Here is a 21,202-nt window from a genome sequence, read left to right as displayed (position 1 = left end):
ACAGTCTCCCCTTATTTATATTATCCAACTTCTTTTTCTCGCTTCGCACGTTCTTTAGCGCTCCATTTAAATATTTTATCTAATACGGAATATATTCTCCCAGATTCTTTCGTTAACAAAGGTCCTAACGATGCCAATATTAAAACATACAGGGCTGAGAATGGTTTAATCGTTGCCATTAAGCCGCCCGCAATTCCAATATTCGCGACGATAATGGAAAACTCTCCGCGTGATACAAGTGTTAAACCAATATTCGTAGAAGCCTTATGCGATAATCCCGCTTTACGCCCCGCAACCATTCCAGCGGTAAAATTACCGATAAGAGTAATAAAAACTGCTCCTAATGCCAACCACACTGCTCCTCCAAGTGAAAATGGATCTATACTTAAACCGAAGCTGAAAAAGAATATAGCTCCAAAGAAATCACGAAACGGAACAACGAGCTGTTCAATTCGATCACTATGCTCCGTTTCTGAAAAGACGAGTCCTAGTAATAATGCTCCAATCGCCTCTGCAACATGAATCGTTTCTGAAAATCCTGCTACAAAGAACAAAATAGCGAATATTACAATAATAAAAATTTCATTGGACGAAATATCTAACATTTTATTTAAAAACCTTGTAGCTTTTCTAGCAACTACAAAGAATAGTAACATATACCCTACTGCGATTAAAATGGATGTGAGAGCACCTACAAATGACGTTGCCCCTCCGAGTACTAATCCTGAAACGACTGATAAATATACCGCTAAAAAGATATCGTCAAACATAATGATTCCTAAAATTAGTTCCGTCTCTTTATTACCAGATCTTCTTAAATCAACAATTACTTTCGCAACAATTGCACTCGATGAAATTGTTATGATCCCAGCAATAATTAATGTTTCTAATAAGGGGAAACCCATTATATATCCGTAAAGTAAACCTAATATAAAATTAAGCGATATATGAACAGTTCCCCCAAAAGCAATTGATTTTCCTGATTTAATTAATTTTTTAATTGAGAATTCTAAGCCTAAATAGAATAAGAGGAATATAACGCCAACACGGCCAAGGAAGGAAATAACTTCTCCGCTTTCAATAAATCTTAAATCGATAAGCCCTAAATCTGGGGCATGAGGCCCCACTAGCATACCGAGTATAATGAGAAACGGAATAATCGAGAACTTTAACTTTGCAGCGAGAATAGCTGCAAAAGCGACTAATACTAACGCAGTCCCAACTTCAAAGATTAAAGTATCCATCGATTATGAATCCCCTCCTACTGAAAGCAACTCATTAATAATTCTTTTTACTTCATGTCTTTCACCTGATAATACAAGCATATCGCCAGCTTCAATGATAGAATCTGGGCCTGGATTAAAGAACTTCTTCATATTCTTTTTCAAAATGGCAATAATCGTTACATTATATGTGTTTCGGACATGTAAACTACCAATTGTTTTTTGTACGACTGGTGCATTATTTTCCACCTTAAACCACTCAATTGATAATCCTTCAAAGGCCATTTCAATCGTATCTAAAGCTTGTGGCCTATACACCATTCCACCCAATATAGCTGCAATTTGTCTCGCTTCAGAATCACGAAGAGAGACGCTTGAAATACTCTCCTCATGATCAGCATCAAAATGGTACATTTCTCTTCGGCCATCATCATGAATAACGATAACCATCTTTTCATTACCTTTTGTAATCACTTCAAACTTACATCCAATACCCGGCAGTTCACTCTCTCTAATATTCATATTTTCCGCCTCCTAATTTTTTTAGTTACGGCTTTTATAAATCGACATCAATCTCCGTTTTAAAGGTCTCATCCTTTGAGATACCTAAATACTTTAGCGTCTCTGATGGAGTCGCGTGATGAAAATGTTTTTGCAATAGCGCAATCGCTATCCCTCTTTTGTATGCATGAAATCCAAACGTTTTTCGCATTGAATTCGTTCCGATCTTACCAACAACTCCAACTGCTTCTGCAGCATTATGAATTACACGATACGCTTGTTGGCGCGTAATTGAATTTGGCGTTTTATTAGATTGAAATACGTAATTTTCTCTTTTAACGCCAATAGATTGTACGTAATCTAAAAGCGCTTCTTTTACTTTTGTATTTAAATAAATATCTTGTTTAAATTTTTCATCTTTCACAGGAAGAGAATAAAACTCTTTAACAGTCCCGTCTTCATTTAATACATCTTCAAATTTCATGCCAAGTAGTTCTGTAATTTTTAATCCTGTGTTAATTCCAATAACAAATAAAAGATAGTCTCGCTGGGAGTGCTCTTTTAAATATTTTTTCATAGCCTCAATTTGGCTTATATCTTTTAATGCCTCTACAACTTCCATACATGTATTCTCCTCATCTTATAAACGGTAATTTTCTCATCATGTTGTCCATTTTACCTTATCATGCTATGAGATTTCCATGTATTATCCATTATTTTCACAATATACTTTTGTGATCCAAGCAATTTTCAATTTGGAAATTTACGATTGTACAAATACGTTGTGGTTAGAAAAGAAATAGGGGATAAAAGTTCAGCTTCTTTCTATAGATTGGATTCCTCCTTTCCTTATCCAGCTGCTTCTACTTTTATATTACGTTACTTATTTACATTATATTATATATTTCAGTAACATTAAAGTATTTTTTCTGAAAATAATAAAAACCGAGCAATTTCGCTCGGTTTTTTATTAATCTTCTTTCGGAAGAACAATTCCTTTATACAATTGAACTGTAATAAGGTAATAAATCGTGTAAATAACTACGAAAATTACGATTGGTATCCAAATACGGAAGTACGGATCGACTAAAATAAATCCGAAAATATTCATACCAACTAATACGTGAGCGATACCCACAATTGCTGGGAATAAGAATACTAAGAATAACTCTTTATAAATTGATTTCGTTAATAATTCACGGCGTACACCGATTTTACGAAGCATTTGATAACGCGTAATATCTTTTGATGCACCAGAAAGAATTTTGAACATAAGACAGCTTGCCATCATTGCTAAGAAAGCAATTCCAAGGAAGAAGCCCATAAACACTGTTCCGCTCGCAACACCGTAGAACATGTCATACACTTGATATTTACTACTCATTTGCTCAGCTTTTACATTTTTATATTTAGCTAGCTGCAACTCGTCAATTTTTTTCCATTCTTTTGTGTATGCTACGAAATCGTCTGTTTTTCCAGTAAATACGATTCCTTCTTTACCATTTACAGTATCGTACATTTTTTGATCTACAACTTTAATGGCACGATCTTGGTATATATAATATGGTTGGATTGTTCTAAATGCCTCATCCCATTCTTCCGGCATTGTTTTTTCATTTTTATCTTGTTCTGACCTCACTCCTGCTACTGTACCTACTGGAGCTTCTCCTGAAACTTCTTTATATTTACCGAAACTTTCTTTACCTACACCATCTCGAATAAATGGCTTATGTTTCTCTAAATCTTCTTTTACATAATAAATATATTTGTCGTCTACTTTATAACGGTACTCAGCTTTATTTTTAAATGATATACCATCTAAAATTTTCTTCTCTTCAGCTGTAGGATTATGAACAATTGAATCATAAATTTCAAATCCATCAACCGTTTTTATAACGTTATTTTTAAATGCCATACCACCTGAAATTGCACCAGCTCCAAGAGCAACTAACATCGCTACTGTTGCAAGTACCTTTGTTAAGCTATTAATACGGAAATTTAATTGTGCAAATGTAAAAGCATTAAGTCCTTTTTCACTACGCTTTTTATTACTCTTTAACTTTTTAATAATAACTGGAAGGAGTGATCCAAATAGCATATAAGTACCTGCTGTTGTTGTAACTAATGCAATAAGGATTCCCATTTCTCTTAATGTTTCCATATTAATCATAGCTGCATAACCAATACCTAATAAAATAACCGCTAGGAATGCAACTAAACCTGTCATTTTTCCTTTTACCACAACACGTTCTGTTTGTGCATCTGCATGTACAAGTTGCAGTACAGAAATACGTGATAATTTAATACTGTTCATAATTGCTGATAATACAAATAGCGCAAAGAAGAAGATGCAAGTAACAGTCATAGATGGCAGGTAAAATGCTTTATAGCCTTCACCAGCAAATTCTAATTGTTTCATTAATAATTGTCCGATACCCTCTGCAAGTCCTACACCAACTGTAATACCAATGGCAAGAGACGCAGCGCCTAATACGATCGTTTCAATAAACATAAGTAATGTAACTTTATGCTTTTTTGCTCCTAGCATCATATACATACCGAACTCTTTTTGACGAAGAGATAATAAGAAAGAGTTCGCATATAAAATATAGAAGAACGTTATAATAGCTAGTAAAAATGAACCTGCTTGGAATACGAATCCAATTGATTGAATAACTGAGTTAGATTCGATAAACGCTTTATTCAGCGCTAACGTTTGGAACATGTAAAAAATTGAAATCGACATGACAAGACCGACAAGTAAGACGATATAATCTTTCAGCTTACTTTTCAGCCCCGACATGGAAAGTTTAAATAACATACTGGAACCTCCTTTCTTACGCTTTTTGTGTACCTAAATCTGCAAGTACATCTAAAATTTCTTTGTAGAACTCTTCACGCGTACCACCGCGATGAATTTCTTTATACAGCTCACCATCTTGAATGAATAAAATTCGCTGACAATAACTTGCACTATACGGATCATGTGTAACCATCATAATAGATACGCCTTGTTCTTCATTTAAGTTTGTCATCGCATCAAGTAAACTCGCTGCATTTTTAGAATCAAGTGCTCCTGTTGGCTCGTCCCCTAAAATAATTGCTGGCTCATGCACAAGTGCGCGCGCTGCTGCTGAACGTTGTTTCTGCCCACCAGATACTTCAGATGGATACTTTTGAAGAATTTCTGTAATCCCTAGCATACCCGCTACTTTTTCTACTTTTGGTCCAATGTTACGTGATGAAACACCTTGAAGAGAAAGTGGAAGTGCAATGTTTTCATAAATAGATAAGTTCTCTAATAAGTTGAAGTCTTGGAAAATGAATCCTAACTTTTGTGAACGAAAATCAGAAAGTTCACCTTGCTTCATTTTCGTAATGTCCGTACCCGCAATTTCAACAACGCCGCCCGTTGCTTTATCAAGCGTTGAAATTACATTTAACAATGTCGTTTTACCAGAACCAGATGGCCCCATAATTCCAACAAACTCACCCTCTTGAATTGAGAATGAAACACCTTTTAACGCATGTGATTGGTTCTCACCTTTTTTACCGTACACTTTTTGGACGTTTTTCACGTCTACAACTGGTTTCGTCATATATATCCTCCTACGCTTGTTTTTCCATTACCTATTTTGCGCTTTTTGGAAGTGAACTGCTATTTGTTAACATTACATTTACCTTACACTTTTGTAATATAAAAAAGATGAGTGTGTAAGGTTCGTTGATAAATGAAAATTTTATTAGCGATTCGACAAGTAATATCGACTTACCGAAAAAGATGACAATAAAAATGGGCTGTTCCACAAAAGGAACAACCCACTTCTCTCTTTATTTCTTTAAAGGTGTTACCGTCCAGTAAGTAACAACTCGCCAAATCCATTCTAGTGGACCCATTTTAAAGACCTTCATCCAAATTACGCTAAACAAAATTTGAATTGCATAAATTGCAATACACACATATAACGTCTGCATGTACGTTAAGTTTTCTGCAAAGTTAAATACACTGCCCGCAATTAAAATCATTGCAGTTTGTCCAATATAATTTGTTAAAGCCATTCGTCCATAATATTTCAGTGGTGCTAACAATGTTTGAACCGGTTTTAATTGAAGTAATAAAATTAAAGCTCCAACATAGAAAGCTGAAATAATAGGTCCTACTGTAACACCAATTTTTAAAAATTGGCCTGCAGCATTCATTGTTCCATCATCATTCTCAAGTATCATATTTATAAATGGTTCAGCAGGAACGTGCCCGTATTGATACCATACAGCTACGACACTTAAAACAAACATAACACCTGTAAAAATAGCGACTTTCTTTATATTTTGCGTGAGATTTTCAAATACACGATATTGTCCTGCAGCAAGCCCTAATAAAATTAAGCCAAGTGGTAATAACTCTTTAACTCCCATTACACTGAAGGCAATTGTCAAAATAAGTCCTAGTACTAAGTTCACTTCTTTTTTCGCTTTATAAAACGGTAAAACGATTAACCCGCAAATTGCGTATAACGCTAATGCTTCTCCAGGCTGAAACATGTGATGAATTAAACCAAAAATAAATAATGCTACTAAGCGACGTAAAAATAAAACATAGCCATTTTTCCCTTTCGCAATCGCTCTTGAAATAAAGATATAGAATCCCACTCCAAATAAGAATGAGAAGATTGAGAAGAAACGACCTTCTACAAATAAATATAAAAATCTTTGATAGCTAGCATCCACTGTATTAGGATCTGGAATTTTAATGTTAAGTAGTGCGAGAATATTTACTAAAATAATCCCTAGTAGTGCAAAGCCACGAATGTAATCTAACTCATCAATTCGCTTGTTTGTAATATTGTTCCCCATACAGCAACTCCTTGTATAAAATTTAATCCTTCCTTACTCTACTGGAGAAAGTTGCTCACAACTATCGACAAACCTTACAGTAATCTTACATTATTGTCATATAACAAAATAAAACCAGGTCATATTTCGACCTGGTTTACTCTGATTGTTTCGATTTTTGCGGTTGTCCTTTTTTACTATTACGCTGTTTTACTTGAACAATCGGATCAAGCTCATTCGAAAATTCAGCGTTATGTCCATTTTGCGTTTTTTGCTCTGGATTATTTTGATCTGAACGTTTCGCCATTACATTCACTCCTTATTAGTGCGGTGTAATAATCATTTGATGTTGCAATTGGCGAATTGCCATACGTGCTCTATTTAACTGCTCACGTTGCTCATCATTCGCATGTTGTTGCATCGTTTGTAAATCGTTATATGCTTGTTCTAATTGTAACTGCGCATCCAAATACTCCATCGTATTGTAATGCTCTTGTCTCATACCTTGGTCTAATTGTTCTTTCGCATATTCCACCGCTTGTTCCGCTTGTGTAATATACGATTCAAGTGATTGACGCTCTGCCATAATTGTCCCTCCTTGCTTCAATTCCCCTTTAGTGTGTCCCTTCCATCTCTACCTTATGAGTATGTTATAATGGATTTTGTTTCATTTTGACTCGGCTTAGGAGGGAAAGTAATGAAGGTTCAAAACCCTTTTCCATATACAAACGACAATAAACGTTATCATACATGGAATTACCATTTACGAAATGAATTTGGTGAAAAAATCTTTAAAGTTTCATTAGATGCTGGCTTCGATTGCCCGAACCGGGACGGTACAGTTGCTTACGGCGGTTGTACATTTTGCAGTGCTGCCGGATCTGGTGACTTCGCTGGTGATCGCCGCGATGATGTTATAACGCAATATCATGAAATGAAAGAAAAAATGCGCTCAAAGTGGAAAGACGGAAAATGTATCGCTTATTTCCAAGCGTACACAAATACACATGCACCACTTGAAGTTTTAAAAGAAAAATTCGAACCGCTTCTAGCAGAAAAAGACGTTGTCGGTCTTTCTATCGCGACTCGTCCAGATTGCTTACCAGACGATGTCGTTGAATATTTAGCGGACTTAAATAAACGCACATACCTTTGGGTTGAACTCGGTTTACAAACTGTTCACGAACGAACTGCAAACCTTATTAATCGCGCTCATGATTACCCATCTTACGTGGAAGGTGTAAATAAATTACGTAAGCATGGCATTAGAGTTTGCTCTCATATTATTAATGGTCTTCCACTTGAAGATTACGACATGATGATGGAAACAGCTCGTGAAGTAGCAAAGCTTGACGTACAAGGAATTAAAATTCATTTACTTCACTTATTAAAAGGAACGCCAATGGTGAAGCAATATGAAAAAGGACAACTCGAGTTCCTTTCTCTTGAAGATTACGTAAGTCTCGTTGTTGACCAACTTGAAATGATTCCAGAAGACGTAATTGTGCACCGCATCACAGGTGACGGTCCGCCTGATTTAATGATTGGCCCAATGTGGAGCTTAAATAAATGGGAAGTATTAAATTCCATCGATGCAGAATTTGTACGCCGCGGAAGCTGGCAAGGAAAATATGCAAATGAGGAGAAACAAAAATGAAATTAGAACGTGTATTACCGTTTGCTCGCTCGCTTCTGCAAACGGCAGTAAAAGAAGGCGATTACGCTGTAGATGCAACTTTAGGAAACGGCCATGACACTTGCTTCCTAGCTGAAATCGTTGGAGATAGCGGAAAAGTATTTGGATTTGATATTCAAAAAGAGGCAATCGAAAGCTCAACAACTCATCTAAAAGAAAAAGAACTTTTTGAACGTACTGTTTTAGTTCACGATAGTCACGATACTCTTCTATCCGTATTACCAGAAGATGCAAAAGGAAAAGTAACAGGCGCAATTTTCAACTTAGGTTACCTTCCAGGCGGAGACAAGCATATCGTTACAAAACCGAACTCAACAATCTCAGCGATCGAACAACTATTAGAAGTAATGGCACCTGAAGGTATCATCGTTCTTGTCATTTACCACGGACATCCAGAAGGACAAGTAGAACGCGACGCTGTACTTACATTTGCTGAAAAACTAGACCAAAAACAAGCTCACGTACTACGATATGGCTTCATTAACCAGCAAAATAACCCGCCATTTATTGTGGCGATTGAAAAGCGATAAAGTGAAACTTTAATCAGTGGGGGCATCCCCACTGATTATTAGTTGAACCAATCGGGCATTTATGGGCAGTTTATCTCCCACCTAACCTCTTTGCTCCAGGCGAATTTTAAGGTGGGAGTTTTACTGCCCGTTAATGCGGGGGAATATATCAACGATTTTTCAATTATATCTATCGTAACTCGGGATATATCAACGATTTTTTCGATATATCTATCATAACTTACAATATATCAACGATTTCTCGGATATATCGATTGTTCGACAAAACATAACAAAAAAAGACGTGCATTCACTGCACGTTTTTTTGTTATCCTCCTATATAATGGATATATACAATCTTAAAGGAGACAAACCAATGATCGGAATACTAGCAGGAATGGGTCCAAAATCAACTGGACCATTCGTCGATACAGTTGTAGCAAGGTGCCAAACAATATACGGAGCAAAGCATGATATGGACTTTCCTCATATGATGATCTACTCGTGTCCAACACCGTTTTACATGGATCGCCCTATTGATCACGGAGCGATGAAAAAAGCGATTATTGACGGAGCACAAAAACTTGAAAGTACTGGCGTAAGCTTTATTGCCATGCCGTGTAATACGGCGCATCTTTATTTTGAAGAATTACAGCGTTCGCTTTCTATCCCGATTTTAAATATAGTCGATGAAACGTTACAAGCAATTCCTGAAAATACAAAAAGAGTCGCTCTTCTCGCAACAGAAGCAACTGTTCAAGCTAGGATTTACCAAGATGGGATTGCAAAGCGTAATATAGAATACATTCATCATGAAAAATGGCAGGAAAGCATTAATCAAATTATTACTTGCATTAAATCTGGAGAGATTGAAGAAGCTCGCGAATTGTGGAATACGCTCGTTTTACAACTGAGAGATGAAATAGATACTGCAATTATCGCATGCACTGATTTGAATGTAGTGGCTAGTGAGGATTTTATTGATTCCTCTCAATGTCTTGCTGATGCTGTTGTTGAAATGTATTTATCAAATAAGAAGAAACATTTATAAACGTTGAAACCCCTAGAAACTTTTAACTTTCTTCACAATTCTTTCAAAGTAATCACACTTAATCTCGCTATATTAAATAAGTAGTTATTCATATAGGGAAGGTTAGGGGAACTGAAAGTATGAAAGTAAATCGTTCGCTTCATTACATTTTTTGGCGTTGGCATTTTTATGCAGGGCTTTTTATTACACCGCTTCTTATTACTTTGTCACTGAGCGGAATTGGGTATTTATTTCGGGAGGAAGTTGAAGATTTCATCTATAAAGATTTATATTTTGGAAAGAGCGCTCAAACAGAATCTATTTCGATGGCTGATTCTATTTCCTTAACAGAGAAAAAATATCCACATTATAGCGTGGCGAAAATTAGTGAGTTTAATGGGGATTATAATGCGAGACTTACGATTGCAAATGAGTATACTGGGCAACAAAAATATGTGTATTTAGATAGTAATAATCAAATTGTTGGGGATCAAAACGCAAGTGAAACGTTTGCCAATATCATGCGGGAATTACATAGTTCTCTTTTAGTTGGTGGCACTGTCGTCAACTATACTGTAGAACTTGCGGCATGCTGGACAATCTTTTTAATTGTAACCGGATTGTACATGAGTATACGCCAATTCAAAAACACACCATCATCCAATAAGCGAGAAAAGGCAAAAAGACGTCATTCTATTATCGGTATTATATTTACAATTCCTCTCTTTCTGCTAATCGCATCTGGATTGCCATGGTCAGAATTTATGGGGAACCAAATTTATAAAATTGCATCTTCTAATGAATCACTCGGATATCCAAAATTGTACATGGCACCGCCTGAATCAAAGGTAAAAGAATTGCCGTGGGCAACAAGAAAAGAAGCTCCTCCTGAATCGAATTCAAATGAACCGAAAGCAATTTCTGTCGATGAATTACAAAAAGGAATTGAAATAAAGAAGCCATATGTTATTTCACTACCAGCTGATCCGAAAGGTGTATTCACTGTTTCGAAATCGAGCGGTTCTGGTATTACAGGTATGCATGTTGCACCAAGTGAAGAGATAACAGCTTACTTTGATCAATATAGCGGGGAACTCATTTCAAAAACGGACTATCGTGATTATGGATTACTTGCACAATGGTTCACTTACGGCATCCCACTTCACGAAGGACATTTATTCGGATGGCCAAATAAAATATTATGCTTACTAACGACATTATCTCTATTACTTCTTATTTATTACGGAGTAAAAATGTGGTTAGCAAGAAAGCCAAAAGGAAAATTAGCAGCACCTCCAAAGCAAAGAGATAAGAAAAGCGTACTCGTTTTCTTTATCATGATGATTATACTAGGCGCTGTCATGCCTTTATTCGGACTATCTGTTTTAGTTATTTTTGCGATTGAACTTCTCATATATGTATTTTCAAAAATACGATCATAATAAAAAGAAAACCACTCTACATGAGTGGTTTTCTTCATCACTGCGCCATTTTCTTTCGGTACATCTTCCCGTTCCAATAGAAGAATCGTGAAGTGAGGCCTCCGTATTTTACAATGCGCCGTGCCATTTTGTGCATATTCTTTTGTGCTGATACTTTTTGATCTGATAAATAAATACCAAGTAATCCTCGGCTTATGAGACGATGAAACTTCGCATGAGGTAAATCACCAATGCTCTTCTCTGCTTCTTCTACAAAGTGTTTCATACGATCTAATATAGCTTGCTCGTTTTCATAATAACTACAGAAATTCAAATCCCCGCCTATACGGTCTTCTTCTTGATCGATGAAATAATCAAGTAAGATATGAAGTCCTTGTACGTAAGGGAAGTACCCTTGTCTAATTTTCGCAATATCTTCATCATGTAATTCATCATGAAATGCATATGCTACAAGACAGAAAATTCCAAGTGTAGAACCGGCACATGCTGAAAACTCAAACCAACTCATCTCAGGTAAGTTTTCTTTATGTGCTTCAAACCAAGTTTTCAGGCGCGGCTCTCTTTCTTCTAACTTCACGTGTTTATGAATTTGCAAATCACAATAATAACAAGCAAGTTCATGCAGAACAGGAGCAATTTTTTCATAGTGCTTCGTTTTCTTTAAAACATCTTGGCACGTTTCAACAAGTTCATCTAAATAACCACCATCATCTTGATCATCACGATAACGATAATAATTACCGCCACCTTCCACTTCAGGTGATAGTGCCATTAACATTGATTCATGTAGAGCGGCAAAATCATTCGGATCAAGTGATGTACTGCGATCACATAAATTATCTAAATAGTCACTGATTGTTTGATACGCTACGATAAAACGAATACATTCCTCTCGGTGTTCATTTGCTAGCAGCGATAAAATGCCACCACCCTCACAATGAAACGTTTTATGCTCAATACTTGCGATTGCCTGACTATGAAGCTCATCATTCGGAATATGGTAGGCACGCTCTTTCCACATCGCTAGCTCATGGTGTACAACCGGAAACACATCACGGTATACTTTCGCCATGAGCGTTATGGGATTACTCGGTACGTTCACTTCTTCCTTCATCTCCTCTATTAAATGTACAAATAATGATTTATTTGTTTGTTTTTACTATATTATTGACATGCATTTCAGTAAATGACTGAATATAATTCAAAATTTCATCACGCTCATACTCATTTAATAACTCATGATAACAATTCGGCCATTCTTTATATGCCTTATCACCTATTTTAACATTATCAAACCACATGCGGACACGTGTTTTATCTACAAGTTTATCCTCACATGCTTGCATTAGCAAGAGCGGAACGTCTGGAAAATCGTCTATTTTTTTATGAGCAATTTCGATAGACTTAATCAATTCACTATACCAACGTACTGATACTTTGCGCAAGAACAATGAATCATTCTCCATTGCATCTCTCACTTCATGATTCCTTGTTGACATTTCCACCGTAAGATTCGTTGCAAATTGCAATTTTGGAGCCACAACATTTAATATTTTTGCAGCAAATTGAAGCGGAGCAGAGGGCCCAGTCACTACCCCTAAACAAGGCGAACTCAAAATAATACCATCTACATCTTCTCTCTTCGTTTCTTGCATCATACGAATGACAATAAGACCACCCATACTATGACCGAATAGAAAAATAGGTAACCTATACTTTCTTGCTTCTTTCACCCATAATTTAACTTCCTCTATGTATTCATCAAACGAATCAATATGTCCTCTATTTCTTGAAGTCGTTCCATGTGACGGAAGGTCCCCCATCACGACGTGGTAGCCGAGATGATTCCACATTTCCGCAACGGCTTCGTAACGTCCGTGATATTCCATTGCGCCGTGCACGATAACAATGACAGCTTTCGCTTCCTCTGCTTCATAATTCCACATATGGACCTCCTCCATTTCACTCTTTCTCATAATTTGATACACTAAAATTAGTCTCTAGGAAAGGAAGACTTTACATGATATATCCTTACAAAGAAAAAAATCCGAAAATTGCGAGTAGTGCTTTTATCGCTGACTATGTTACGATTACAGGCGATGTTTCCGTTGGCGAGGAATCAAGTATTTGGTTTAATACAGTCATCCGTGGTGATGTGTCAGCAACAATCATTGGAGACCGAGTAAATGTACAAGACCAATGTACACTCCACCAAAGCCCTCAGTATCCTCTTATTTTAGAAGATGATGTTACAGTTGGGCATCAAGTTATTTTACATAGCTGTCATATTAAAAAGGATGCTTTAATTGGAATGGGATCCATTATATTAGATGGTGCTGAAATTGGCGAAGGAGCTTTTATCGGTGCCGGAAGCCTCGTTTCACAAGGAAAGAAAATTCCACCAAACACGTTAGCTTTCGGTCGTCCCGCGAAAGTCATTCGTGAATTAACAGAAGAAGACCGTAAAGATATGGAGCGTATTCGTACGCAATACGTTGAAAAAGGTCAATATTATAAATCATTACAGAAGTAAATTTCCGCTGCCATAAGATTGGCAGCTTTTTTTATATAAAATCTAACTTTTTCTTTACAAAATATTATTACTCCCTCAACAAAATCTTATTAAAATAAAAGCTAATATCTCCATATATATGTAAACGAGGGAGGAGAATTTTCATGAAGGTCAGTGGATTATATAAAATAGAATGTTACATTTTTAAAGGAATTAATCGCTACTTTGATCAAAAAACATTAAACATCTTTTTCAGCAATATTACCCATATCGGTGGTGCTACTTTCTCCATTGCACTTACACTTTTCTTTTTAATTTTTGCAAAAGGGACTTTACACCAAGCAGCAATCGCTACTGCTATTTCTTTAGCAATTAGCCATATTCCTGTACAAATATTAAAAAGGTGGTATCCACGAAAACGTCCTTATTTAACAATTCAGGATGCGAAATATCCAGTCCATCCATTAAAAGACCACTCTTTCCCGTCTGGTCATACAACAGCCGTTTTCTCTGTCTTCATTCCATTTATTTGCTATAATCCAAGCTTACTTGCTTTCCTATTACCGTTAGCATTATGCGTCGGTATTTCACGTATTTATTTAGGACTTCACTATCCGTCAGATGTGTTCGTCGGCATGTGCCTTGGCACTTGCTCTGGCATCATCTCTTTTTATCAATTCATCCCACTTTTCACATAAAGGAGTGATATGATGAGAGTCGCCATTTTTACCGATACTTTTACGCCACAAGTTAACGGGGTTGCGAAAACGTTAGAACGATTAACAAGTTACTTTCAGAAAGAACAGATCGCCTATTCTGTTTTCGCCCCTCAGCATACAGCTGAAGATAATTTCGTAGCTAATGTGAACAAGATGAGAAGTATCCCGTTAACAATATTATATCCAGAATGTCGCTTTTCTTTTCCTACTCCGCGTATTAAACGGGAACTTCATTCCTTTAAACCTGACATTATTCACATTGCCACACCTTTCAACATGGGACTTTGTGGACTGTATTACGCCAAAAAGTTAAACATCCCAGTTGTCGGTTCTTATCATACTGATTTCGATGCGTATTTACGCTATTACAAAATTGAATTTCTCTCCAATATGCTTTGGAACTATTTAAAATGGTTTCATAGTCATATGCAAAAAAATTTTGTTCCCTCCTCTGAAACATTACATCAATTAAAAAATAAAGGCTTTCAGGCCCTCTCCATTTGGGGACGTGGTGTAGATTGCACACTCTTTCATCCAGCTTACAATACAGACCTATTCCGAAAAAAATATAATATTACAGCTAAGTACGTTCTTTCCTATGTAGGACGAATTGCTCCTGAAAAAGATATTGATACGTTGCAAAACCTTATCGTTAAAACATCGCATACTCGAAACGACATTCATTGGCTCATCGCAGGAGACGGACCTCTAGCAACAAATTTGCGTGAAGCTGTTCCACAAACAAATGTCACTTTTACTGGCTATTTACAAAGTGCAGATTTAGCTGAAGCATATGCTTGTTCTAACATAATGGTATTTCCATCAGCTACTGAAACATTCGGAAATGTCGTACTTGAATCACTCGCATGTGGCACACCTGTCATTGGTGCAAATAGTGGCGGGGTTAAAAATATTATTACAGATGGAAAAACGGGAATTCTTTGTCCCCCTAAAAATGAGGATGCATTTCTATCATCCATTTATTCTTTATTGCAAAATGAAGAAAAACTTGAGCAGATGGGAATAGCAGCTTCATCTTTTGCAAAATCAAAAAGCTGGGATGAGATCTTTCGCGGCTTACTTAACCAGTATGAAGAAGTCCTTCAGCATACCGCATCAGAGTTACTTGCTTGAACAGAAAAACTCCCTTCAAAAAACGAAGGGAGTTTATTACACACTTGTAAATTTTAGTTGAATGAATGATACATAAGGTGAAATATCATTTATTTCCATATTCATTATAGCAAAAATAAACATAACTAAACAGACTTGTAATAAAAACCCATAAAAATTAATATATGGTTATACAGTGTTTTTGCTGTATAATGATTTTAAGAATTCCCCTTAAAATCAACTTACTCACATACCTTTATACAGCAATTGTTCCCCAATTCTGTATATCAAAAAACCTTTCATTCATTTGAAAGGTCTTTTTGAGCCTGCACATATTCTTCTTTTGTATTTACATTTATAAACCAATCTGTATTCGCTTGTACATCTTCTCCAGCAACATACTTCACATTACATTGTGATAAAAGCTGCCCCATACTTCTTTTCTCTTCCTGAAGTAAAGCATAAATCTTTTCTTTCACGCGGTTATGATACGCTGCAAGTAGCGGCTGTTTTCTTCCATTAATAATAGGTACAACTGCATCATATTCATTGCTCGTTTGCTCCAGTAAAATGGTAAACCATTCATGCGAAACATTTGGCGCATCGCAAGGCATAATAGCATACCAATCTGCTTCTATGTATTCCATTCCTGATACAATACCGGCCAGCGGTCCATTCCCTTTATAGTGCGGGATATCTTCTATAACAGGAACTTGTACGAATTGCTCTACTCGCTCTTTTATATCAGAATGACTAATGACTACAACTTCTTGGAGCGCACTTGTCATCTCTTTCAAAATATGCTCAATAAAAGTACTACCTTGCCAGCTCGCTAACGCTTTCGGCTCACCAAATCTACTCGACATACCGCCCGCTAATACAATTCCAGCCCACCTACTCATTGGCGATGTAGCTCAAATGTAATATGGCCTAATTCCGGTAAAATTAATTTATTCATCGCAAGGCGAACCGCCCCGCTCGATCCTGGCATCGAGAAAACTACTTTGCGCCCAATTGTACCCCCAATCGCTCTACTTAACATTGCGCTGCTTCCGATATCTTCTAAATAACTAATCATGCGGAACAACTCACCAAACCCGACAATCTCTTTATCTAATAGAGCTGACACTGCTTCAATTGTTACATCACGCTTCGTAATACCAGTACCGCCATTTGTTAATACAACATCTACATCTTCCTTATGATAACCAGCTAACACTGCTTGCTGAATACTTTCTTTATCATCTTTTACAATTTCATAAGAGGTTACTGTATGGCCCGCTTCTTTTAACAATTCATGTAATAGTTGTCCGCTCTTATCCGTTTCCTCCGTACGTGTATCGGAAATCGTAACAATCTTGCAACGCACTTCTTTTGGGGCTTGTTTTTTATGTTCAGTTACACTCATTTTTTATCTTTCCTTTCTTAAAGACTTTTCTTCATTTTATCATACATATCTTTACACAATTATGTATGAAGCCAATCATGCGACATGATACAATATAAGTATACTAATCCACAAAAAGGAAAGTGCACTTTCTTATACTCCTAGACTACACATCTTTAGCTACTCCTTATATTTTCTACATAATAGAATTCAATTTTAAAACTTGTACTAAAAAATAAATTGGAGGTCTACATATTATGGAACTATATAAAAAATTAACAACAACATTTATCCTCTTATTCATCGCTTCAATCACTGTCGGCTTTTCCTTAAAAGGCGCAATTCCATACGCTACATTAGTAAGCATTATATTCGCGACACTATTTTTACTAAGCAGTGCCTTTTGCGCAGGTAAAGCACGTCAAATGAACGGTTGATTACATATGTTCCAGAAGAAACCCACCCTTTGTAAATCATGTAAAAAGGAAATACAAACGTATGAAAAGGCTTGGATTCATATGCCATTTCCAGCAAGTGGCATGACTAATATGAAAAAGTATATTGAGCTAGATGGAGAAGTATATTGTAGTTCATGTATTCAAATTGTAAGTAAAACGAAATAAAAAAAGCTTTGCGCTCACCGCGCAAAGCTTTTTTTCATATATTATAGACCAGCTTGCTCTTTTAAAGCTGCAGCTTTGTCTGTACGTTCCCATGAAAGATCTACATCAGTACGTCCGAAGTGGCCGTAAGCTGCTGTTTGTTTGTAAATTGGGCGACGTAAGTCTAGCATTTTAATAATACCAGCTGGGCGAAGATCGAAGTTGTTACGAACTAGTTCTACTAGTACGTCTTCAGATACTTTACCTGTGCCGAATGTATCAACTGAAATTGATACTGGTTGTGCTACACCGATTGCGTATGCAAGTTGTACTTCTGCTTTGTCAGCAAGACCAGCTGCTACGATGTTTTTCGCAACATAACGAGCTGCATATGCTGCAGAACGGTCAACTTTTGTTGCATCTTTACCAGAGAATGCACCGCCACCGTGGCGAGCGTATCCACCGTAAGTATCAACGATGATTTTACGTCCTGTTAAGCCAGCATCACCTTGTGGTCCACCAATTACGAAGCGGCCAGTTGGATTAATGAAGAATTTCGTTTCTCCATCCATTAATTCTGCTGGTACTACAGCTTTAATTACGTGCTCTTTTAAGTCGCGATCGATTTCTTCCCATGTAACATCTGGGTGATGTTGTGTAGAAATTACGATAGTATCAACACGTACTGGTTTACCATTTTCATCATACTCAACTGTAACTTGCGTTTTTCCATCTGGACGTAAGTATGATAATGTATCATCTTTACGTACTTCAGTTAAACGGCGAGCTAATTTGTGAGCAAGCGAGATTGGAAGTGGCATTAATTCTTGTGTTTCATTACATGCAAAACCAAACATTAAACCTTGGTCTCCTGCACCAATTGCCTCAATCTCAGCGTCAGTCATTTGACCTTCGCGTGCTTCTAGCGCTTGGTCAACACCCATAGCGATGTCAGCAGACTGCTCATCGATAGATGTTAAAACAGCACAAGTTTCTGCATCGAATCCGTATTTTGCGCGTGTGTAACCAATGCCTTGAATTGTTTCACGAACGATTTTCGGAATATCTACGTAAGTAGAAGTCGTAATTTCCCCCGCTACCAATACTAAACCAGTTGTTACAGTTGTTTCACAAGCTACACGTGCATTTGCGTCTTTTGATAAGATCGCATCTAAAATTGAATCAGAAATTTGGTCACAAATTTTATCTGGATGTCCTTCAGTTACAGACTCAGATGTGAACAGATGACGTTTTTTTGTCATGTGGTAAACCTCCCTACAGTAATTGTATATATTGTACGGAACTCATCCTTAATTTGCCACAAACTGCGACATACATTTATTCTCCCACACAAGCATACAGAAAAACCTTTCCTACTTTACATAGAGGAAAGGTTTAATTTGCTACTTGCATACTGCTTTTTGCCCTTCGCTCTTATCGTTCGAGACCTGTAGCCTCGCACAGGTTTTAGCACCTATTCACCTGCATTTATCAATACAAGTGAGGTTGCTGGGCTTCATCGGGCCTGTCCCTCCGCCAGCTCGGGATAAGAGAGTATCCGTCCCAACCTATACTAAAGAAATGATATTCATTTGTCAATTAATATTCACATTTTCCTGAAAGTTTTTCTCAATACGCCTAAAATGAAATATTAATAGGGAAATAATACATTCACACAAACAAAAAGAAATAAATAGTATACATTATTTATATAATTGTGTTATACTCTTGTTGGGGATTACGAGAAATATTTCATTAAATGAAAAGGATGGTATATAAATATGAGTACTGTGAATGTCCAAATTGGTTTACACGAATTATTGAACGGAAGCAATGCACAGATTCAACTAAGTGTTCCGCAATTAGTGGAAAAAGTATTAATGCGAAATGAAGGGAAATTAACTTCTACTGGTGCCGTTTCTACTTCAACAGGAAAATATACAGGACGTTCTCCTAAAGATAAATTTATTGTGAAAGAAGCATCGGTTGCTGACAAAATTGCTTGGGGAGCTGTGAACCAACCGATTTCTGAAGAACATTTTAATAAATTATATACTAAAGTTTTAGAATACTTAAAAGAAAAAGAAGAGTTATTCGTCTTCAAAGGATTTGCAGGCGCTGACCGCAATTACCGCCTACCAATTCAAGTTATTAATGAATATGCATGGCACAATTTATTTGTACATCAATTATTCATTCGTCCAACTGAAGAAGAATTAACAACTCATGAGTCAGGGTTCACAATTGTTTCTGCACCGAATTTCAAAGCTGATCCAGCTGTTGACGGTACAAACTCTGAAGCATTCATTATGGTTTCATTCGAAAAACGTATTGTACTAATTGGTGGTACAGAATACGCTGGAGAAATGAAAAAATCAATCTTCTCTATTATGAACTTCTTACTACCTGAACAAGATATTCTTTCTATGCATTGCTCTGCAAACGTAGGTGAAGAAGGTGACGTAGCACTATTCTTCGGTTTATCTGGAACAGGTAAAACAACTTTATCTGCTGATCCAAACCGTAAATTAATCGGTGATGATGAGCACGGTTGGTCTGATAACGGTGTATTCAATATTGAAGGCGGTTGCTATGCAAAATGTGTAAACCTTTCTCACGAGAAAGAACCACAAATTTTCGATGCAATCAAATTCGGATCCGTTTTAGAAAACGTTATCATTAATAACCAAACGCGTATCGCAGACTACAACGATACTACTTTAACAGAAAATACTCGTGCTGCATACCCTATGCATGCGATCGACAATATCGTACTGCCAAGTGTTGCTGGACACCCAAATACTATTATTTTCTTAACTGCTGATGCATCTGGCGTATTGCCTCCAATCAGTAAGTTATCAAAAGAGCAAGCTATGTATCATTTCTTAAGTGGTTACACTAGTAAACTAGCAGGAACAGAGCGCGGCGTTACATCTCCGCAAGCTACATTCTCAACTTGCTTCGGTTCACCATTCTTACCACTTGATGCATCTCGCTACGCTGAAATGCTTGGTGAAAAAATCGAGAAACACGATGCGAAAGTATTCCTAGTAAACACTGGCTGGACTGGCGGCGAATACGGCGTTGGTAAACGTATGAACTTAGGTTATACTCGTGCAATGATTCAAGCAGCATTAAGCGGTGAACTTGCAAAAACTGAAACAGCTAAACATGACATCTTCGGTCTTGAAGTTCCACTTCACGTACCAGGTGTACCTGACGAAGTGTTAATGCCTGAACAAACTTGGGCTGATAAAGCTGCTTACAAAGCAAAAGCAATCGAGCTTGCAAATGAATTCAAAGAGAACTTCAAAAAGTTCGAAAGCGTTTCTGAAGATATTATTAACTTAGGCGGCCCAATCGCTTAAATTAACACTTTCTGTTGGAATAACCCTTTACTCATATGAATAAGTGTCGTGTAACCGTAAAGTTTCGCGTACTCACCGACAAAACCCAATGCGGCTTAACGGTTACACACACTTACATAAAAAAGAAGCTTATGTTTTTACGTAAGCTTCTTTTTATATCTTATATAAAGTGAAACGTTAATCTCTTCATCTGTGACTTAGTTCGATAAATTACAGAAAATTCATTTTATAATCATTCGTTTTTAGTTTTTTATGATACAATTTACA

Annotated in this window: 23 protein-coding genes and 1 riboswitch; of the genes, 10 read left to right on the top strand and 13 right to left on the bottom strand. The window is 36.8% G+C overall.

Going from position 1 to position 21,202, the window contains the following annotated elements; translation table 11 throughout:
* Nucleotides 1-20 precede the first annotated feature (20 nt).
* The 8 genes from ASE54_RS21625 to ASE54_RS21590 form a co-directional block, all read right to left on the bottom strand.
* Nucleotides 21-1,244 (bottom strand): cation:proton antiporter, encoded by a 1,224-nt coding sequence (locus ASE54_RS21625; protein WP_000380177.1) that lies wholly within the window; start codon nt 1,242-1,244, stop codon nt 21-23.
* Nucleotides 1,245-1,247: 3 nt separating this feature from the next.
* Nucleotides 1,248-1,745: a cation:proton antiporter regulatory subunit gene (locus ASE54_RS21620; protein ID WP_001026053.1), complete on the bottom strand. Its 498-nt coding sequence runs from the start codon at nt 1,743-1,745 to the stop codon at nt 1,248-1,250.
* 34 nt (nt 1,746-1,779) lie between these two features.
* Nucleotides 1,780-2,346, bottom strand: a complete 567-nt coding sequence (locus ASE54_RS21615) for a tyrosine-type recombinase/integrase (protein WP_000454200.1) — start codon at nt 2,344-2,346, stop codon at nt 1,780-1,782.
* A gap of 348 nt (nt 2,347-2,694) precedes the next feature.
* Nucleotides 2,695-4,545, bottom strand: a complete 1,851-nt coding sequence (locus tag ASE54_RS21610; RefSeq protein WP_000897786.1) for an ABC transporter permease — start codon at nt 4,543-4,545, stop codon at nt 2,695-2,697.
* 16 nt (nt 4,546-4,561) lie between these two features.
* Nucleotides 4,562-5,323 (bottom strand): ABC transporter ATP-binding protein, encoded by a 762-nt coding sequence (locus tag ASE54_RS21605; protein WP_000165855.1) that lies wholly within the window; start codon nt 5,321-5,323, stop codon nt 4,562-4,564.
* A 232-nt stretch (nt 5,324-5,555) separates the two neighbouring features.
* Complete coding sequence (locus tag ASE54_RS21600) at nt 5,556-6,578, bottom strand: DUF418 domain-containing protein (protein ID WP_000527710.1); 1,023 nt, start codon at nt 6,576-6,578, stop codon at nt 5,556-5,558.
* A 136-nt stretch (nt 6,579-6,714) separates the two neighbouring features.
* The gene (locus tag ASE54_RS21595; protein WP_001129340.1) at nt 6,715-6,864 is read right to left on the bottom strand and encodes a hypothetical protein; all 150 of its coding nucleotides are present in this window, start codon (nt 6,862-6,864) and stop codon (nt 6,715-6,717) included.
* A gap of 15 nt (nt 6,865-6,879) precedes the next feature.
* Nucleotides 6,880-7,143 carry a YtzC family protein gene (locus tag ASE54_RS21590; RefSeq protein WP_000840867.1) on the bottom strand — a complete coding sequence of 88 codons (264 nt, stop codon included), beginning with the start codon at nt 7,141-7,143 and terminating at the stop codon, nt 6,880-6,882.
* 111 nt (nt 7,144-7,254) lie between these two features.
* Between ASE54_RS21590 and ASE54_RS21585 the strand changes: the two genes are divergently transcribed.
* From ASE54_RS21585 to ASE54_RS21570, 4 genes are all read left to right on the top strand, one after another.
* Nucleotides 7,255-8,214, top strand: coding sequence for a TIGR01212 family radical SAM protein (locus ASE54_RS21585; RefSeq protein ID WP_000868035.1), 960 nt, complete (start codon nt 7,255-7,257; stop codon nt 8,212-8,214).
* Nucleotides 8,211-8,783 carry a class I SAM-dependent methyltransferase gene (locus ASE54_RS21580; RefSeq protein WP_000764475.1) on the top strand — a complete coding sequence of 191 codons (573 nt, stop codon included), beginning with the start codon at nt 8,211-8,213 and terminating at the stop codon, nt 8,781-8,783. Before ASE54_RS21585 ends, ASE54_RS21580 begins: the two co-directional genes overlap by 4 nt.
* Nucleotides 8,784-9,138: 355 nt before the next feature.
* Nucleotides 9,139-9,813 (top strand): amino acid racemase, encoded by a 675-nt coding sequence (locus ASE54_RS21575; protein ID WP_000579345.1) that lies wholly within the window; start codon nt 9,139-9,141, stop codon nt 9,811-9,813.
* Between the two features lie 119 nt (nt 9,814-9,932).
* On the top strand, nt 9,933-11,234 hold the full coding sequence (locus tag ASE54_RS21570; protein WP_000867801.1) for a PepSY domain-containing protein: 1,302 nt from the start codon (nt 9,933-9,935) through the stop codon (nt 11,232-11,234).
* Nucleotides 11,235-11,271: 37 nt separating this feature from the next.
* Here ASE54_RS21570 and ASE54_RS21565 read toward each other — a convergent pair whose 3' ends face one another.
* Nucleotides 11,272-12,336, bottom strand: a complete 1,065-nt coding sequence (locus tag ASE54_RS21565; protein ID WP_001102476.1) for a tetraprenyl-beta-curcumene synthase family protein — start codon at nt 12,334-12,336, stop codon at nt 11,272-11,274.
* A gap of 40 nt (nt 12,337-12,376) precedes the next feature.
* Nucleotides 12,377-13,180, bottom strand: coding sequence for an alpha/beta hydrolase (locus tag ASE54_RS21560; protein WP_000267429.1), 804 nt, complete (start codon nt 13,178-13,180; stop codon nt 12,377-12,379).
* 74 nt (nt 13,181-13,254) lie between these two features.
* Between ASE54_RS21560 and ASE54_RS21555 the strand changes: the two genes are divergently transcribed.
* From ASE54_RS21555 to ASE54_RS21545, 3 genes are all read left to right on the top strand, one after another.
* Nucleotides 13,255-13,767, top strand: a complete 513-nt coding sequence (locus ASE54_RS21555) for a gamma carbonic anhydrase family protein (protein WP_000640205.1) — start codon at nt 13,255-13,257, stop codon at nt 13,765-13,767.
* A gap of 143 nt (nt 13,768-13,910) precedes the next feature.
* On the top strand, nt 13,911-14,444 hold the full coding sequence (locus ASE54_RS21550; RefSeq protein WP_000868582.1) for a phosphatase PAP2 family protein: 534 nt from the start codon (nt 13,911-13,913) through the stop codon (nt 14,442-14,444).
* A gap of 12 nt (nt 14,445-14,456) precedes the next feature.
* Complete coding sequence (locus ASE54_RS21545) at nt 14,457-15,599, top strand: glycosyltransferase family 1 protein (RefSeq protein ID WP_001261652.1); 1,143 nt, start codon at nt 14,457-14,459, stop codon at nt 15,597-15,599.
* Between the two features lie 278 nt (nt 15,600-15,877).
* Here the strand turns inward: ASE54_RS21545 and ASE54_RS21540 are convergent, their stop codons facing one another.
* Together ASE54_RS21540 and ASE54_RS21535 are read right to left on the bottom strand one after the other, a co-directional pair.
* Nucleotides 15,878-16,480, bottom strand: a complete 603-nt coding sequence (locus ASE54_RS21540) for a molybdenum cofactor guanylyltransferase (RefSeq protein ID WP_000092360.1) — start codon at nt 16,478-16,480, stop codon at nt 15,878-15,880.
* A complete protein-coding gene (locus ASE54_RS21535) occupies nt 16,477-16,986 on the bottom strand; it encodes a molybdenum cofactor biosynthesis protein B (protein ID WP_000117130.1) in 510 nt (169 codons plus the stop codon). The genes ASE54_RS21540 and ASE54_RS21535 overlap by 4 nt, the downstream gene beginning before the upstream one ends.
* Before the next feature lie 236 nt (nt 16,987-17,222).
* Between ASE54_RS21535 and ASE54_RS21530 the strand changes: the two genes are divergently transcribed.
* Together ASE54_RS21530 and ASE54_RS21525 are read left to right on the top strand one after the other, a co-directional pair.
* On the top strand, nt 17,223-17,402 hold the full coding sequence (locus ASE54_RS21530) for a hypothetical protein (RefSeq protein WP_000424798.1): 180 nt from the start codon (nt 17,223-17,225) through the stop codon (nt 17,400-17,402).
* A 6-nt stretch (nt 17,403-17,408) separates the two neighbouring features.
* The gene (locus ASE54_RS21525) at nt 17,409-17,588 is read left to right on the top strand and encodes a hypothetical protein (protein ID WP_014895354.1); all 180 of its coding nucleotides are present in this window, start codon (nt 17,409-17,411) and stop codon (nt 17,586-17,588) included.
* Between the two features lie 41 nt (nt 17,589-17,629).
* Here the strand turns inward: ASE54_RS21525 and metK are convergent, their stop codons facing one another.
* Nucleotides 17,630-18,829, bottom strand: coding sequence for a methionine adenosyltransferase (gene metK / locus ASE54_RS21520; RefSeq protein ID WP_000163117.1), 1,200 nt, complete (start codon nt 18,827-18,829; stop codon nt 17,630-17,632).
* Between the two features lie 169 nt (nt 18,830-18,998).
* Nucleotides 18,999-19,120, bottom strand: a riboswitch (SAM riboswitch).
* A gap of 228 nt (nt 19,121-19,348) precedes the next feature.
* On the opposite strand from metK, the gene pckA reads away from it, so the two are divergent.
* A complete protein-coding gene (pckA, locus tag ASE54_RS21515; RefSeq protein WP_000108823.1) occupies nt 19,349-20,935 on the top strand; it encodes a phosphoenolpyruvate carboxykinase (ATP) in 1,587 nt (528 codons plus the stop codon).
* The last annotated feature ends 267 nt before the right edge of the window (nt 20,936-21,202 follow it).

It is taken from the genome of Bacillus sp. Root131 (assembly GCF_001429475.1).
Classification (GTDB): Bacteria; Bacillota; Bacilli; order Bacillales; family Bacillaceae_G; genus Bacillus_A; species Bacillus_A thuringiensis_S.
Note: the sequence above shows the minus strand (reverse complement) of the source record. Positions and strands in the feature narration are given on the sequence as shown.